The sequence below is a fragment of the Microbacterium sp. CIAB417 genome (genome assembly GCF_022788845.1).
This window is the reverse complement of the sequence record NZ_JAHZUT010000002.1, coordinates 12,858-28,717: the sequence shown is the minus strand read 5'-3', so window position 1 is coordinate 28,717 and position 15,860 is coordinate 12,858. Positions and strand designations below refer to the sequence as shown.

At 69.4% G+C, this 15,860-nt stretch carries 16 protein-coding genes; 6 read left to right on the top strand and 10 right to left on the bottom strand.

Translation table 11 applies throughout. The annotated features are described in order from the left end of the window. Window positions 1–1,191, top strand: a complete 1,191-nt coding sequence (locus KYX17_RS06765; protein ID WP_243226223.1) for a beta-propeller fold lactonase family protein — start codon at window positions 1–3, stop codon at window positions 1,189–1,191. A gap of 17 nt (window positions 1,192–1,208) precedes the next feature. Here KYX17_RS06765 and KYX17_RS06760 read toward each other — a convergent pair whose 3' ends face one another. Continuing rightward, window positions 1,209–2,333, bottom strand: a complete 1,125-nt coding sequence (locus tag KYX17_RS06760) for an AI-2E family transporter (protein WP_243226221.1) — start codon at window positions 2,331–2,333, stop codon at window positions 1,209–1,211. 54 nt (window positions 2,334–2,387) lie between these two features. On the opposite strand from KYX17_RS06760, the gene KYX17_RS06755 reads away from it, so the two are divergent. Continuing rightward, complete coding sequence (locus tag KYX17_RS06755; protein ID WP_234074159.1) at window positions 2,388–2,690, top strand: chorismate mutase; 303 nt, start codon at window positions 2,388–2,390, stop codon at window positions 2,688–2,690. Between the two features lie 33 nt (window positions 2,691–2,723). Here KYX17_RS06755 and KYX17_RS06750 read toward each other — a convergent pair whose 3' ends face one another. From KYX17_RS06750 to KYX17_RS06735, 4 genes are all read right to left on the bottom strand, one after another. After that, window positions 2,724–3,902 carry a MalY/PatB family protein gene (locus KYX17_RS06750; protein ID WP_243226220.1) on the bottom strand — a complete coding sequence of 393 codons (1,179 nt, stop codon included), beginning with the start codon at window positions 3,900–3,902 and terminating at the stop codon, window positions 2,724–2,726. Window positions 3,903–3,969: 67 nt separating this feature from the next. Then, window positions 3,970–4,665, bottom strand: a complete 696-nt coding sequence (locus KYX17_RS06745; protein WP_243226219.1) for a hypothetical protein — start codon at window positions 4,663–4,665, stop codon at window positions 3,970–3,972. Next, entirely contained in the window at window positions 4,662–5,564 is a 903-nt protein-coding gene (locus tag KYX17_RS06740; RefSeq protein WP_243226218.1) for an ABC transporter ATP-binding protein, read from the bottom strand. The genes KYX17_RS06745 and KYX17_RS06740 overlap by 4 nt, the downstream gene beginning before the upstream one ends. Continuing rightward, window positions 5,561–5,944 (bottom strand): GntR family transcriptional regulator, encoded by a 384-nt coding sequence (locus KYX17_RS06735; RefSeq protein ID WP_243226217.1) that lies wholly within the window; start codon window positions 5,942–5,944, stop codon window positions 5,561–5,563. Before KYX17_RS06735 ends, KYX17_RS06740 begins: the two co-directional genes overlap by 4 nt. A 405-nt stretch (window positions 5,945–6,349) precedes the next feature. Between KYX17_RS06735 and KYX17_RS06730 the strand changes: the two genes are divergently transcribed. The 3 genes from KYX17_RS06730 (at window position 6,350) to KYX17_RS06720 (ending at window position 9,533) form a co-directional block, all read left to right on the top strand. Further along, entirely contained in the window at window positions 6,350–7,648 is a 1,299-nt protein-coding gene (locus KYX17_RS06730) for a glycine betaine/L-proline ABC transporter ATP-binding protein (protein WP_243226216.1), read from the top strand. Next, window positions 7,645–8,523 carry a proline/glycine betaine ABC transporter permease gene (locus KYX17_RS06725; protein ID WP_243226215.1) on the top strand — a complete coding sequence of 293 codons (879 nt, stop codon included), beginning with the start codon at window positions 7,645–7,647 and terminating at the stop codon, window positions 8,521–8,523. The genes KYX17_RS06730 and KYX17_RS06725 overlap by 4 nt, the downstream gene beginning before the upstream one ends. A gap of 113 nt (window positions 8,524–8,636) precedes the next feature. Continuing rightward, the gene (locus tag KYX17_RS06720) at window positions 8,637–9,533 is read left to right on the top strand and encodes a glycine betaine ABC transporter substrate-binding protein (RefSeq protein WP_243226214.1); all 897 of its coding nucleotides are present in this window, start codon (window positions 8,637–8,639) and stop codon (window positions 9,531–9,533) included. Window positions 9,534–9,586: 53 nt separating this feature from the next. On the opposite strand, the gene KYX17_RS06715 is transcribed toward KYX17_RS06720, so the two are convergent. Both KYX17_RS06715 and KYX17_RS06710 read right to left on the bottom strand, forming a co-directional pair. Continuing rightward, the gene (locus KYX17_RS06715) at window positions 9,587–10,219 is read right to left on the bottom strand and encodes a TetR/AcrR family transcriptional regulator (protein ID WP_243226212.1); all 633 of its coding nucleotides are present in this window, start codon (window positions 10,217–10,219) and stop codon (window positions 9,587–9,589) included. Window positions 10,220–10,301: 82 nt separating this feature from the next. Further along, a complete protein-coding gene (locus KYX17_RS06710) occupies window positions 10,302–11,132 on the bottom strand; it encodes a hypothetical protein (protein ID WP_243226210.1) in 831 nt (276 codons plus the stop codon). A 138-nt stretch (window positions 11,133–11,270) separates the two neighbouring features. Between KYX17_RS06710 and map the strand changes: the two genes are divergently transcribed. After that, the gene (gene map / locus KYX17_RS06705; RefSeq protein WP_243226209.1) at window positions 11,271–12,041 is read left to right on the top strand and encodes a type I methionyl aminopeptidase; all 771 of its coding nucleotides are present in this window, start codon (window positions 11,271–11,273) and stop codon (window positions 12,039–12,041) included. A gap of 166 nt (window positions 12,042–12,207) precedes the next feature. On the opposite strand, the gene KYX17_RS06700 is transcribed toward map, so the two are convergent. The 3 genes from KYX17_RS06700 to purL all read right to left on the bottom strand — a co-directional run bounded on the left by KYX17_RS06700 (window position 12,208) and on the right by purL (window position 15,739). Beyond that, window positions 12,208–13,071, bottom strand: coding sequence for a hypothetical protein (locus tag KYX17_RS06700; protein WP_243226207.1), 864 nt, complete (start codon window positions 13,069–13,071; stop codon window positions 12,208–12,210). 203 nt (window positions 13,072–13,274) lie between these two features. Then, window positions 13,275–13,409, bottom strand: coding sequence for a hypothetical protein (locus KYX17_RS31975; protein WP_283818104.1), 135 nt, complete (start codon window positions 13,407–13,409; stop codon window positions 13,275–13,277). Beyond that, window positions 13,409–15,739 carry a phosphoribosylformylglycinamidine synthase subunit PurL gene (gene purL, locus KYX17_RS06695; RefSeq protein ID WP_243226206.1) on the bottom strand — a complete coding sequence of 777 codons (2,331 nt, stop codon included), beginning with the start codon at window positions 15,737–15,739 and terminating at the stop codon, window positions 13,409–13,411. Before purL ends, KYX17_RS31975 begins: the two co-directional genes overlap by 1 nt. Window positions 15,740–15,860 lie beyond the last annotated feature (121 nt).

The window sequence follows — 15,860 nt, the reverse complement described above, 5'->3', positions numbered from 1 at the left end:
GTGCGGCTGCTCACCGGCGGCTACGGCGCCGAGATGGACGGCATCGGCGAGGGCATCGGCGAGCTGCATGCGGGAGCCGCCGATCAGTCGCTCGCGGGATCTGCTCTCGCCTACACCGGCGTGGTCGCCGCCGTCGACGGCTCGCCCTCGTGGGTCGCGCGCCATCCCACTCTCGACGTGATCTACGCGGCTCTCGAGTCTGCGGGCGCGGTGCAGGCCTTCCGTCGCACCGGGGAGTCACGCTACGAGCGCCTCGGCCCGTCGATCCCCACGGGCGAAGCGGTCTGCCACATCGCCGTCGCACCCGACGGCGCCTGGCTCATGGCGACGTGCTGGGGAGACGGCCGCGTCGTGCGGATGACGCTGGACGCCGCTGGGCGTCCGTCGGCTCCGTCGCTCGCGCCGGCCCCCGTCGATCCGTATGCCGGTTCAGGAATGTCGGTGTCCACCGCCGTCGCCGAGGCGGCCGACATCAGCCTCGAAGCGGCCGCCCGCGCCCTACGGGACGCGGCGGGCGAGGAGTACGCGCACCTCATCCCGCACCTGGGGGAGGCGGAGGCGCCTCTCGCTCCGGAGCTCGAGACGCCCGTGTTGGAGCGCGCCCCGCGCGCCCACCAGAGCATCCTTCTCCCCGGTGGCGTCGTCGCCACGACCGACATGGGCTTCGATCTCGTGCGGTTCTGGCGCCCGTCCGGCGACGGGCTCCGGGCTGCGGGCGAGGTCGTGCTGCCCCGCGGCAGCGGCCCGCGCCACGGCGTGTGGCACCCGAGCGGTCATCTCTACATCGTGGCGGAACTCTCGCGGGAGGTGTTCGTGCTGGCGCCGGATGCGTCGGGCGCGTGGCGTCTGGTCGGCGGCGTTCCGCTTGCGGGAACCCTCGACGGCGACACCGCGGCGGAGCTCGCCGCATCCTCCGACGGCTCGTTCCTCGTCGCCGGCGTACGTGGGAGCAACACGCTCGCCACGGTGCGCGTAGCCGGCGCGGGGGAGCAGCTGCAGTTCGTCGCCCTCGCCGACAGCGGGGTGGACTGGCCGCGTCACCACGTCGTCTCGCGCGACACGGTGCTGGTGGCCGGTCAGCGATCGGACGAGGTCGCCGCCGTGTCGCTGAATCTTCGCACCGGCATCGCGGGGCGTGTGCGCTCCCGCGTAGCCGTGCCGTCCCCGACCTGCCTGCTGCCCATCCGCTGACGAGGGAGTTCCCGACCTCAGGCGTCGGGATATAGCTTCGCGTCCTGCTTCGGGATGATGACCTGCTTCACGATGAGCAGGACCGACGCGGTTACGGGGATCGCGACCAGCGCCCCGAGCAGCCCGAGCAGCGTGCCGCCCACCAGCGCTCCGATCACTACGAGCGATCCCGGGATCGAGATCGTGCGGTTCATGACGCGGGGCGTGAGCAGGTATGCCTCGAGCTGCATGTAGACCAGATACGCGATCGCGAACACCAGTGCACCCATGGGGCTGGCGAAGAGAGCGAACACCGAGCCGATCACCCAGAACAGCACCGTCCCGACGAGCGGGATGAGGGTGACGCAGAACGCCACGACGGCGAACAGCTGGGGGAAGGGCAGTCCGAGCACCAGGAACATGATGAGCACGAACACGGCGTTGCACAGCGCGAGCACGACCATGCCGCGCAGGTAGCCGCCGATGGAGTCCGCGATCTCCTCGGTGAGCGAGGCGACCTTGGGGCGCGAATAGGCGGGCGCGAGCGACAGCAGCGAGTTCTTCATCATCGGCAACGAAGCCGTGAAGTAGAGGCTCAGGACGAGGATGATGATGCCGCCGGAGATCCCGGTGACGATCGAGACGCCGACCTTGAGCACGCCGCCGCTGATCGAGGCGATGTTGGTCGGGTTGGTGATGAAGTCCTGGACGTGACCGAGGATGTCCGGCAGGACGCTGCCGAACGTGTCGTGCAGAGATCGATACAGGTCGCTCTGCTGGAACGTGGTGAACAGCTGCGGCACGCCGTTCACGAACTCGGCGATCTGCTGAACCACGGTGGGGATGATGAGCAGCAACACCCCGACCAGCACGATCGCGAAGCCGACGAACACGATGACGATGCCCCAGACGCGTGCGACGCCGCGCTTCTCGAAGAAGCGGACGAGGGGGTCGAGGCCGAGGGCGGCGAACAGTGCGAATGCCACATAGATCAGCACCGTGGACAGGTTGGAGACCGCGAGTCCCAGCACCAGCGCGAGCAGGCCCCCGAGCGTGACGAAGAACCCGAGCGCGAACGGGTGGTGCACGGCGCGCCAGCGCAGACCCGTGGCGGTGGGCCGGGCGGATGCGGGATCGACGGACCCAGCCGATTCATCGGTCATGCCCACACTCTAGGGCGCGGCTCGCGCGGTAGTGTCGAGGCCGAGGAGGACGCCATGACCGAGCCCGTCGACCCGATCTCCACCCTCCAGGGGCTGCGCGCCAGCATCGACAACATCGATGCGGCGCTGACGTTCATGCTCGCGGAGCGTTTCCGCTGCACGAAGGCCGTCGGAGCTCTGAAGGCGGAGCATGGCCTTCCCCCTTCCGACCCGGCACGCGAGGAGCGCCAGCTGGCACGCCTGCGGAGCCTCGCTCTCCAGGCGGACCTCGACCCCGCGTTCGCCGAGAAGTGGTTCAACTTCGTCGTCGCCGAAGTGATCCGCCACCACGAGGCGGCCGCGTCCGCCACCGACTGATCCCTCTCAGCGCGGGGCGATGAGCCCCGACCCTCAGGCAGCCGAACGCGCGCGCAGCGCGGCGCCGAGCCGACGAACGAGGTGTTCGAGCACCGGCCTCGGCGTCGCGAAGATGAGCCGCGCGAAGCCCGTGCCGGCCACGCCGCACATGGTTCCCTCCGTCAGCTGCACGGATGCCTCCCGCCGGAAGAACTCGGCGGGTGCGTCACCGAGGCCGGCGCTTCGGAAGTCGATCCATCCGACGTAGGTTCCCTCGGGCTTCGGCATCCAGGCGCCCGGGATCTCCTCGGCGAGGAGGTTCTGCAGGGTGTCGCGATTGCGCTCGAGGTAGGGCACGAGCTCAGCGAGCCAGTCAACGCCGTCGCGGTAGGCCACCGCGTTGGCGATGGCGCCGAGGTTGCTGGTGCCGTGGCCTGCGAACGGGCCGATCTTCGCCCACGTCTCCCGGTCGGCGTCGCCCGTGAGCACGAGTTGCGCGCACTTCAGCCCGGGCAGGTTCCAGGCCTTGGACGCGCTCATCGCGGTGATCGTGTGCTGCGCGGCCGTGTCGGAGATCGACGCGTAGGGGACATGGGTCGATCCGCTGAAGACGAGCGGGGCCCAGATCTCGTCGGAGAACACGCGCCCGCCGTTGCGGTCGACGACCTCGGAGACGGCGACGAGCTCCTCGCGGCTGAAGACACGACCCACCGGGTTGTACGGGTTGCACAGCAGCAGGAGGTTCCCGCCGTCGTCGAACGCCCGCTGCAGGGCGTCGAGATCGAACTCGTACCGGCCATCACGCACAGCGAGCGGGACCTCGATGACCTCTCGTCCGCGCATCCGCGGCACGAACAGGAACGGCATATACGAGGGCGTCGGCACGATGATCTTGGAGCCCGGAGCAGAGCAGTGCTCCATGGCGAGTTCGAGGCCGACGATGACATCCGGAACGCCCCACACATCCGATGCTGGAACCTGCCAGCCATAGCGGCGCCCGACGAACTCCGCGGTCGCCTCGGACAGATCCGTGGCGATCCCCCGCGGCATGTAGCCGAACGCCCCCGCATCCACGGCTCGATGCAGCGCCTCGGTGATCCTCGGATCGATGCCGAAGTCCATCTCCGCCACGAACGCGCCCAGGGTGCCGTCCTCCGCCGACCACTTGGTGGCCCCGGTGGATCGCAGCTGGTCGACGGTGATGGCATCGACGCGCCGTGCGAACTCGCTCATGTCGGTCTCCTCCTCGACGGCGGACTCGGGTCCTGATCCGAGATCGCGCCACCTCCATCATCCGTCGTCAAGGTGTGGCGCGGCGCAGCGTCGGGAAGGCGATGGCGGCGAGCACTGCGGCGACCGCCGCGGTCAGGAGGGTGATGCCGCCGAACCCGATCGAGGCGAACCAGTCGGCGACGTACGACCAGGCGTCCATCCGCGTGACGGCGAACAGCGCCAGCACGATGACGGCGGCGATCCCGACGAGCGTGACGACCAGCCACAACGTGCCGAAGCGCTTGAAGATCGTCGCGCCCCAGAACCCGGAGACGAAGAACAGCATGGCGAGCACGAAATAGAAGAGTCCCGCCAGCACCGATCCCGACTCCCAGACGACTCCGACGGCGAAGAAGTATCCGTTGAACCCCCAGCCTCCGGTCGCGGTCTCGATGAGCCCGCCGATGACGAAGATCACGGCGAGCATGGCGGCGGTGAGAACAGCCGTCAGCATCGTGCCGAGGAAGAACTCGCGCCGCGTCACACTCATGGCCTGAGAGAACGGGAACGTCATCGTCAACGCCTGGGCGCCGATGACGGCGAAGTACCAGAGAGGCGCCTGCGCGGCACCGCTGTAGAGGTTGCCGGTCGCCCCCGCGCTGATGAGGATGCCGTAGACCGCCAGGTTGAGAGCGAAGGCACCGCCGAGGACGATCAGCGGAACCCAGATGAAGGTCTGTCTGTTGGTCAGCTGCATGCGCACGACCTTGAGGATGCGGTTCATCGCACGACTCCGTTCTCGAGGGCGGGGGATTCGACGCGCTGCGTGAGGCGCACGACGAGCTGTTGCAGGGACACCGGAGCGAACTCGAGACCGGCATCTCGCATGCGCACGCGCTCGTCCGGGGTGAGGGCGCCGAGCACCGTGACGGATGCGACGCGGCCGAGGCTCTCGCGGTGCAGTACCTCGCGGCCGGTGACGAAGGCGTCGACCGCCTCGGCGTCGCCGACGACACTCGTCGCGCGATCGCGCAGCGCCTCGGTGTCCTCGTCGAGCAGGACGCGACCGCCCTCGACGACGATGACTTTCTCGAGGAGGTTGGCGACCTCGTCGATCAAGTGACTCGACAGGATGATGGTGCGGGGGTGCTCGGCGTAGTCCTCGAGGAGCCGGTCGTAGAAGATCTGGCGGGCGACCGCATCCAGTCCGAGGTATGGCTCGTCGAAGAAGGTGATCTCGGCGCGCGAGGCGATGCCGATGATGACCCCGACCGCGGAGAGCTGTCCGCGCGAGAGCTTCTTGATGCGCGTCTTCATCGGCAGCCGGAAGTCGGCGATGAGGCGTTCGGCGAGCTCCTGATCCCAGTTCGGGAAGAAGAGACGGGCGATGCGGAACGCATGGACGGGCAGGGCGTCGTCGGGGTACCGCTGGCTCTCGCGAACGAAGCAGACCCTGGAGAGCACGCGGGCGTTCTCGTACGGGTCTTCGCCGAACACGCGCACCTCGCCGGAGGTCGCGAAGTTCTGCGCGGTCAGGATCGACATGATCGTGGTCTTGCCTGCTCCGTTGCGTCCGAGGAGCCCGTAGATGGCGTCCTTCTCGATCCGGAAGCTGACCTCGTCGATCGCGAGGGTGTCGCGGTACCGCTTGGTCAGCGCGCTGACCTCGATGACGGCGGTCACTTGGTGTCTCCTTCGTTCAGTGCGCCGGCGGCGCGGTCGGCGATGAGGCGGGCGATGTCGTCCGGGCCGAGTCCGAGTCGGCGGGCTTCGGCGAGCAGCGGCTCGACGAATCGGTCGGCGAACGCGGAGCGGCGTTCGTTGCGGAGCGCCTCGCGGGCGCCGGGGGCGACGAACATGCCGACGCCGCGACGCTTGTAGAGCACCCCCTTGTCGACGAGCATGTTGACTCCTTTGGCCGCGGTGGCGGGATTGATGCGATGGAACGCGGCGAGTTCGTTCGTCGACGGGGCCTGGTCCTCCTCGCGAAGGCTGCCGTCGACGATCGCGTCCTCGACGCTCTCCGCGATCTGGAGGAAGAGCGGTTTGCCCTCTTCGATCACTGGATCCCCGTTCGGTGGTTCATTGCTTGACTAACTAACCATGCAACGGTGGCGGTGGCGTTGTCAAGATGGTGACCGTCATACCGCATGTGCGTTCGCGGATGACGTTTGATATCACGCGGGCGCGGTAGCGCGATCGGTCGGATGCGGCAACCGCGTGAGCCGACTTGCGAACCCCGAAAACGCATGACACGTTGGAAAAGGCCCGTCGCCGGGCCCCACGACCAGTCCGCGGTCGCCTGATGCCCCTCCGGGAGCGCGTCGGCGAGCGTACGGTCGGCGACCGTGCCCGGGCCCTATGCCCGGCGCCCGTGCGTGTTGCGCCTCCCGACGCGACCGCCCGTGGTCGTCCACCCGGGCGTGACCGATGCAGTCTGTGCACCGGACTGCCGAGGTGCAATCCACGTGAGTGTCGAACATGCCATTGAGGCGCGGAACCTGTTCAAGGTCTTCGGCAAGAATCCCAAGTCCGTCATCGAGCAGCTGCGCGCGGGCAAGACCCGAGCCGAGGTTTCGGACCGCGGCACGGCCGCGGTGATCGACGCGAGCTTCACCGTCGACCCGGGCGAGATCTTCGTGATCATGGGCCTCTCCGGCTCCGGCAAGTCCACCATCATCCGGATGCTCAACGGCCTGCTGCCCCCGAGCGCCGGCGAGGTGCTCGTGCAGGGCCAGAACGTGACGACGGCCTCGGCCGCGCAGCTGCGCCGCATCCGACGCTCGTCGATCTCGATGGTGTTCCAGCACTTCGCGCTCCTGCCGCACCGCACGGTGCTCGACAACGCCGCGTACGCGCTGGAGATCCAGGGCATCGGCACGCAGGAGCGCCGCGAGCGCGCCCGCGAGATCCTCGACAAGGTCGGCCTCGGCGACCGCGTCGACGCCATGCCCGGTGAGCTCTCCGGCGGAATGCGCCAGCGCGTCGGCCTCGCCCGCGCCCTCACCTCCGGCACCGACATCCTGCTCATGGACGAGGCGTTCTCGGCTCTCGATCCCCTCATCCGTCGCGAGATGCAGGAGCAGCTGATCGAGCTGCAGCAGGAGCTCGGGCGCACGATCGTCTTCATCACGCACGACCTGAACGAGGCCATGTTCCTCGGCGACCGCATCGCCGTCATGCGTGACGGCCGCATCGTGCAGAACGGCACCCCGGAGGAGATCCTCACCGACCCGGCGAACGACTACGTCGCCCAGTTCGTGCAGGACGTCGACCGCGCGCGCGTGCTGACCGCCTCGTCCGTGATGGCGCCGCCGCAGGCGACGACGCCCGTGTCGGCCGGGATGCGGGGAGCGCTGCGCGTCATGCGCGATCTTCAGGCGGGAGCGGTGGCCGTCGTCGAGAACCGTCGCTACATCGGTGCGGTGACCGACCGCGCCGTGATCCGCGCGGTCAAGGCGGGGGAGACCGACCTGCGCCGCATCGTGCAGCGCGCGCAGCAGGTCGTCGGACCGGACGACCCGCTGACGGATGTCGTCGAGCACTCGGTCGAGTCGCCCTACCCCGTCGCCGTGGTCGACGAGCGCCAGCGCCTCGTGGGCGTGATCCCCCGCGTCACCCTGCTCGCCGCCCTCGGCAACGTTCCCGCCGTCACGCGGGAGAACCCGATCATCGACGTGCCCGCATCCGTGCCGGCGAGCGTGCTCACCGAGACGCTCGCCGTCGTCGACGAACCCGCCGCCGCGAGCACGGGAGGTGCCCGATGAACGATCTCTTCCGCCTTCCTCTCGGCGACGTCGTCGAGACCGCCGTCCGCTGGATCATCAAGACCTTCTCGTGGCTCTTCGACGGGATCAGCGTCGCCTTCCGTGCCCTCTACGACGGACTCGACACGGTGCTGTCCGGTCCGCCGTTCTGGGTGATCATCGTCGTCTTCGTCGCGCTCGCGTTCTTCGCGAAGGGGTGGAAGCTCGCCTTGGGCACGGCGATCGGGCTCCTGCTGATCGTCACGATCGATCAGTGGGATGCGGCCATGGACACCCTCGCGCTCGTCATCATCGCCGCTGTCATCGCGGTCGCCGTCGCCCTTCCCCTGGGCATCTGGGCCGCTCGCAGCGATCGCGTCTCCGCCGTCGTGCGGCCCGTGCTCGACTTCCTGCAGACGATGCCCGCCTTCGTCTACCTGATCCCGGCGCTGATCATGTTCAGCGTGGGACCTGTGCCTGGCATCGTCGCGACCATCGTCTTCGCGATGTCTCCGGGTGTGCGACTGACGGAACTCGGCATCCGCGGTGTGGACACCGAGGTCGTCGAGGCCGGTCACGCCTTCGGCGCCTCGCCCGGCCGCATCCTGCGCCAGATCCAGCTGCCCCTGGCACTTCCGAGCATCATGGCCGGCGTGAACCAGGTCATCATGCTCAGCCTGTCGATGGTCGTCATCGCCGGCATGGTCGGAGCGGGCGGCCTCGGCGGTCAGATCGTGCAGGCGTTGAGCCGGATCGACATTGCCCTGGGTGTGGAGGCGGGTCTCGCCGTCGTGATCATCGCGATGATCCTCGACCGCGTCACCTCGAGCTTCGCGGGCCCCCGCCCGAAGCGCGCGCTCCTCGGCCGGCGCCACGCGCTCGCCCGCGCGGCCTGAGCGCGCGCCCACCCATCCGAGACTTGCGAGCTCATCACTCGCGAGCGGCCGTCGACACTCGACGTGCCGTACCGACCTTGTCCGCGACAGCACGCGGACGGAGAGGACTGCAGATGACTGTCACCAAGAAGAACCTGACCGTGGGCATCGCCCTCGCGGGCGTGGCCGCCCTCGCCCTGACCGGCTGCTCGGCCGCCGGCGATGCGGGCGAAGGCTCGGGCGAGCGCCCCATCACGATCGCCGTGTTCAACGGCTGGGACGAGGGCATCGCCGCGTCCGAGCTGTGGAAGAACGTGCTCGAGGAGCAGGGCTACGAGGTCGAGCTGGAGTACGCGGACCCGGCAGCGGTCTACACCGGTATCGCGAACGGCGACTATGACCTGACGCTGGACACCTGGCTGCCGCTGACCCACGCCCAGTACATGGAGACCTACGGCGACGACCTGGTCGACCTCGGCGCCTGGAACGACGAGGCCAAGCTGACGATCGCCGTCAACGAGGACGCTCCCATCGACTCGCTCACCGAGCTCGCCGACAACGCCGACGTCTTCGGCAACCGTCTCGTCGGCATCGAGGCCGGATCGGGTCTCGTGACCGTCACGCAGGACGAGGTCATCCCCGGCTACGGCCTGGAAGGACTCGACTTCGTGACCTCCTCGACGCCGGCGATGCTCACCGAGCTCCAGGCGGCGACGGATGCGGGCAAGGACATCGCCGTCACCCTGTGGCGTCCGCACTGGGCCTACAACGCGTTCCCGATCAAGGACCTCGAAGACCCGGACGGCCTGCTCGGTGACGCCGAGGGCATCCACACGGTGACGTCGTCGAACTTCAAGGACGACTTCCCCGAGGTGAACGACTGGCTCTCGTCGTTCAAGATGGACAACGACACCCTCTATTCGCTCGAGGATGCGATGTTCAACTCCGGTGGCAGCGGCAACGACTACGCCCCGGCGGTCGCCGACTGGATCGCCGAGAACCAGGCGTGGGTCGACGCACTGACGTCCTGACGCCCCCCCCGCAGAACGCGCCGCATCCTCCGGGATGCGGCGCGTTCTGGCGTTCAGTGAGCGCTCTCCTCTGCGAGCAGGGCGAGCTTGCGGACGGAGTCGCGGAACGCCGCCTCCGTGGCCTCCACGTCGCCCGTGCCCGTGGTGTCGGAGATGAGGGACTGGAAGGCGGAGACGGTCACCAGCACCGTCAGCGACGCCTCGCGCATGATCGAGGTCCCATCGGCGGCGAGCCGCCGGCGCTCGGGGTGAGCGGCGAGCCACGGCGCGAGGAACGCCGTGAGCTCCGTGGTGAGCGAGAGGAAGGGGGCGAGGATCGCGGCCTGCGTGTCGGGCTGTTCGAGCAGCATCCGATTGCGTCCCTCCGCCACCACGGCGTTGATCTGCGCGTGGCCGATCGAGGCGATGATCAGGCGGAAGACCGCCGTGGTCAGCGGGACATCCGCCGACATCTCGATGATGACGGCGGCGTGCTCGGCCGGCAGGAGATGGAGCGAGCGGCCGAAGAGGGCGGTCTCGCGGGAGCTCATGTAGTTGAAGAACGTGCTGCGCGACACATCGGCGCGCTTGCAGATATCGGCGACCGTGACGGCGGCGTGTCCGCGTTCGAGGGCGAGCTCGACGGCCGCGATCTCGATCGCGTTCTCGGTTTCGCGCTTCTTACGTGCGCGCAGTGACTCGGTCATAGATCCTGAAGTGAAAGGTGGGCGTGGTATATCTTTGGACGGCGTCCACGTTAGGCGATTGCCTAAGGAGACGTGGCCTGCGTTATGGATGTGAGTGTCGCTGGGGGGCGTCGCGGTGGCCCGGGGGCATCGGCGGTTCGCGTCGGTGCCCCTCCTGTGATTCAGCCGCGGATGAGTCACGCCCACCCCTCGAGGCGACCTCGTCGCTGTCCGGCGGCACCGGTTCGCTCGTTGCAGCGGATGCCGGCAGCTCCAGGGCGACGCGTCGCTCGAGTTCGTCGATCGCCGCGTCGGAGAGCGAGATCAAGCCGTCGAGCTCTTCGCGCACCCGGCGGTAGGCGAGCTGACGTTCGGCGGGAGTCGCCGCCTCGTCGACCGCGACCGACAGCAGCTGCTGGGCGGTGTCCAAGCGCTTGCGCTCGGATGGTGTGAACCCGGCATCCCGCACGCGTCGCGCCTCGCGCTCGGCGACGTCGAAGGCCACCTCGTAATCGGTGACGGCGTTCTGGTAGGCGGCGAGCTCGGCGGAGGTGATCTCGGCATCGACGGAGGCGGGCCGCATCCGATCCGCGACCCGTTTGGCGCGCAGGAACGCGGCGGTGAGCTCCTGACGCCCGTCGCTCATGGCGGGGTAGGCGATCATCTTCGCGACGTCGAGCTCGTACTCGAGCCAGCGAGCCGTGGTCGCGTCGTGTTCGGCGAGAGTGCGTGCGAGCGCGGATGCCACAGGTTCCGGCCGCGGCTCGGCGGGCGCTGAGGAGATCGCTCCGCTTCGGGCTCGGATGAGTTCGAGCCGCCTTTCGTGCCGTCGCTTCGCGCCTCGCTCCCATGCGCGGGCGGCGCCACCGGCGACGCCCATGAGGGGGAAGGCGAGCCACCAGTAGGACTGGAGGAACGCGAAGAGGTGCTCCACCTCTCCATGTTAGGAGCCGGGGCGCGCGGATCGCGGGTCAGGAGGTCAGAGTCGTCCGTGTCCGCGATGCGGGTCCGGCGGCATCCGCCCAGAGGTCGTCGAGGGAGAGCGCGATCACGGTGGAGAATAGGTACTGACATGATCGAGATCTTCACGCCCGCCGAGGTCGACCGCGCACGCCGGACGGGGGCTCTCGTCGGCGAGATCCTCGATTCGATCCGCTCGCGCGTCGTGCCCGGCACCAACCTGCTCGAGATCGACGCCTGGGCGAAGGAGATGATCCTGGGCGCCGGTGCGGTGTCGTGCTACGTCGACTACGCGCCCTCCTTCGGTCGTGGACCGTTCGGCCACTACATCTGCACCGCCGTCAACGACGCCGTGCTGCACGGCATGCCGCACGACGAGCGCGTCGCCGACGGCGACCTGCTGACCCTCGACCTCGCCGTGACGCTCGACGGGATCTCCGCGGATGCGGCCGTCAGCTTCATCGTGGGCGAGAGTCGTCCCGCCGAGAGCGTCGCGTTGATCGAAGCGACCGAGCACGCGCTCGCCGCGGGTATCGCCGCCGCGAAGCCCGGCGCCAAGGTGGGCGATCTGTCCCGCGCGATCGGCACGGTGCTGAAGCAGGCCGGATACTCGGTCAACGTCGAGTTCGGCGGCCACGGCATCGGGACGACGATGCACCAGGACCCGCATGTTCCCAACGCCGGGCGCCCGGGTCGCGGCTTCGTGCTGCGTCCGGGACTGCTGCTCGCGCTCGAGCCGTGGGTCATGGTCGACACGGATCAGCTCGTGATCGACGACGACGGCTGGACGCTGCGCAGCGCCACCGGATGCCGCACCGCCCACACCGAGCACACGATCGCCATCACCGAGACCGGTGCGGAGATCCTGACCCTTCCGCGCTGACGAGGCCGTGCTCCCTGCGCCTCCGGCGCTGTCCTGCCGCGACGTCTGCACGATCGCTGGGGCTGGTGTGTGTTCGTGGGGGCTGCGGGGCGCCGGAGTTCGGGCCGGTCGTGCAGAAGTCGCGGCACCGAAGCTGCGGGCACGGGCGCGGCGCGAGCGTGCCGCCTCAGGGCTGCGGATCGCGGCCGGTCGCGCCTGAGCGGCGCGGCACGGGCCAGACCGCACGGATGACGCGCTCGGCGGTCCCCGGTGACTCCTGCGTGCGCGCTGCGGGCGTCGGCGGCTCCTGCGCGGGACGCTCGGGCTCGCTGTGGACCACGTGCGGCGGCTCGGATGCGGCTGCGCGCTCGCGCGGCGGAACCTCGGTGCGCCGCCGTCCCCGATCGGCGGAGGCGCGGAGGGCGGCTGTCTCCGCAGCCGCGAACGCCTCGTTCAGCTCCCGGACTGCAGCGGTATAGGCCACGAAATCCGCGGGGTCCATCCGTGTCGCGCCTGTCGGCGGCCGCAGCCACTGCGCCCGCTGCATCGCCTGCAGATAGGCGGCCGTCTCCGGATGGTGCGGGTCGCTCATCTGCGGCACGGCGATCGCGAGCTCCACGTCGGTCTCGTACTCGAGCCAGCGGGCGGCGATCTCGTCGTGCTCGCGCACGACCCGTGCCAGCGGAAGCTCGGCGTCACGTGCCGCCAGCTGCGCGCGCTCGGCCTTCACCCGCGTACGAGCGGCACGCAGCAACAGGGTCGCGGTGCGCTGCGCCTCGCGCGCCTGGCTCAGTGCGCGGCGGGCCTGGGAGTGGGAGGCGCTGCGCGTGGCGCGAGCCGCCTGTACCTCGGCCTGCGCCGCGCGCGTGTGCGCCCGGGCGCTCAGCAGCTCGCGGACCGCGTGCTGCTCCTGGTGCCGGGCCGCATCCAGCGCCAGACGACGCGCTCGGCGTCGCCCGGTCGTGGCCGCGACGTATCCGACGGTGCCGGCACCCACCGCAGCGGGGGCGGTCCACCACCAGACCGCGAGGAACTCGAGCAGGGGTCCCACATCTCCATCGTACGGCGCGGCGGGATGGACGGCCCGGGGGAGCGGTCGATGCAGCCCCGGTCGGCGCGGTGGACCGACGTGTGCACGGCGGACCCTGCCGGCGCCGACTCAGACGCCTCGCGGGTTCACTCCCGCATCACGTCTCGTGCAGATGTCGCGGCAGAGGCCCGGCGAGAGTCACGCTCGAGCACGCCCCTGCCGGCTCAGCCGAACAGCAGTGCGAGCACGGTCGAGCCGCCACCGACGAGCACGAGCGCGATGATCACCACCCAGGCCACGACCTTCATGCGCATCTGGCGCTTGTCGGCGAAGCCCTCGTAGTCCTCGTCGTCGCTCATCAGGCGCCCTCGGTCACCGTCGGGCCGAACGCGGCGGGAAGGGTCGCGCGCGAGCGCTCCCGCAGCTCGGACACCGAGAGGCTGAACACGTCCTGCACCTCGAGGACCGACTCGCCGTCGCCGGAATCGGTGACACCGATGCGCAGCACGGGGTAGTCGCGCCCGTTGCACAGGCCCCGGAACTTCACGTCCTCCTCGCGCGGCACGCTGACGATGACGCGACCGGTCGACTCGGAGAACAGAGCGGATGCGGCGTCCACCCCGTCGCGCTCCATGATCTCGGTGAGCCAGACGCGCGCGCCGACACCGAAGCGCATGACGCCCTCGGCGAGTGCCTGCCCGAGGCCGCCCTCCGACAGGTCGTGGGCGCTGGAGATGAGTCCCTGGTCGCCCGCAGCGCGCAGCAGCTGCGCCAGGCGCTTCTCGGCGGCGAGGTCGACCGCCGGCGGACGGCCGCCGAGGTGGTCGTGCACGACCTGGGCCCATGCCGAGCCGCTCAGCTCATTGGCCGTGACGCCCAGGAGATACAGGTTCTCGCCCGCATCCTGCCAGCCGCTCGGGATGCGGCGCGCGACGTCGTCGATGATGCCCATCACTCCCACCACGGGGGTGGGGTGGATCGGGACGTCACCGGTCTGGTTGTAGAAGCTGACGTTGCCGCCGGTCACCGGGATGCCGAGTTCGAGACACGCGTCCGAGAGGCCCTCGACGGCCTGCGAGAACTGCCACATGACCTCGGGGTTCTCCGGGCTGCCGAAGTTGAGACAGTCGGTGACGGCGGTCGGGGTCGCGCCGGTGACGGCGACGTTGCGGTACGCCTCGGCCAGCGCCAGCCTCGCCCCCTGGTACGGATCGAGCTGGCAGAAGCGGCCGTTCGCGTCGGTCGCGATCGCGAAGCCCAAGCCGGACTCCTCGTCCACGCGGATCATGCCGGCGTCATCCGGGAAGCTCAGCGCGGTGTTGCCCAGCACGTAGTAGTCGTACTGGTTCGTGATCCACGAGGTGTCGGCCAGGTTCGGGCTGCCGAGCAGCTGCAGGAACTGTTCGCGCAGCGCCTCCGCATCCGTCGGACGCGGCAGAGCGGATGCGGAATCCGCCTGCAGGGCGTCGATCCACGCCGGGTAGGCGACGGGGCGCTCGTAGACGGGACCGTCGACGGCGACGGTCGAGGGGTCGACGTCCACGATCTGCTCGCCGTGCCAGAAGATCGCGAGGCGCCCGTCGCCGGTGACCTCGCCGAGCACGCTCGTCTCGACCTCCCACTTGTCGACGACGGCGAGGAACGCATCGAGCTTCTCGGGAGCGACGATCGCCATCATCCGCTCCTGCGACTCCGACATGAGGATCTCTTCGGGAGTGAGCGAGGGGTCGCGCAGCAGGACCTTCTCGAGGTCGACTCGCATCCCGGATCCGCCATTCGCCGCCAGCTCGCTCGTGGCGCAGGAGATGCCGGCGGCGCCGAGGTCCTGGATGGCCTCGACGAGCTCGTCGCGGTAGAGCTCGAGGCAGCACTCGATGAGCACCTTCTCGGCGAACGGGTCGCCCACCTGCACCGCGGGGCGCTTGGTCGGGCCGCCGTCGGCGAACGTGTCGGAGGCGAGGATGGAGGCGCCGCCGATGCCGTCGCCGCCGGTGCGCGCGCCGAAGAGCACGACCTTGTTGCCGGGGCCGGTGGCGTCGGCGAGCTTGAGGTCCTCGTGGCGCAGTACGCCGACCGCGAGGGCGTTCACGAGCGGGTTGCCCTGGTAGACGCTGTCGAAGACGGTCTCGCCACCGATGTTCGGCAGGCCCAGGCAGTTGCCGTAGAAGGAGATGCCGCTCGTGACGCCGTGGACGACGCGGGCGGTGTCGGGGTTGTCGATCGCGCCGAAGCGGAGCTGGTCCATGACGGCGACCGGGCGCGCGCCCATCGAGATGATGTCGCGCACGATGCCGCCGACGCCGGTGGCCGCACCCTGGAAGGGCTCGATGTAGCTGGGGTGGTTGTGGGACTCGACCTTGAAGGTCACCGCCCAGCCTTCGCCCACATCGACGACACCGGCGTTCTGGCCCATACCGACCATGAGTCGCTCGCGCATCTCGTCGGTGACCTTCTGGCCGAACTGGCGGAGGTAGATCTTGCTCGATTTGTACGAGCAGTGCTCGCTCCACATGACCGAGTACATCGCCAGCTCGCCGCTGGTGGGACGGCGGCCGAGGATCTCGCGGATGCGGTCGTACTCGTCGGGCTTGAGGCCGAGAGCGGCGTACGGCTGCTCCCGTTCGGGGGTGGCGCGAGCGTTCTCGACGGTATCGGCGGCAGGACGCGAGGCGGTGGCGGGAGTGGTCACGCGGCTGAGCTCCAGGGATCGGGGTGCCGGACCTGCTCAGTCTAGTTGTGGGGGCGGCGCGGCGGGGCGCGGGGTCGGTGCGGGCGCAACCCCACGCCTCGCCTGTCACAGATCGCGCGTT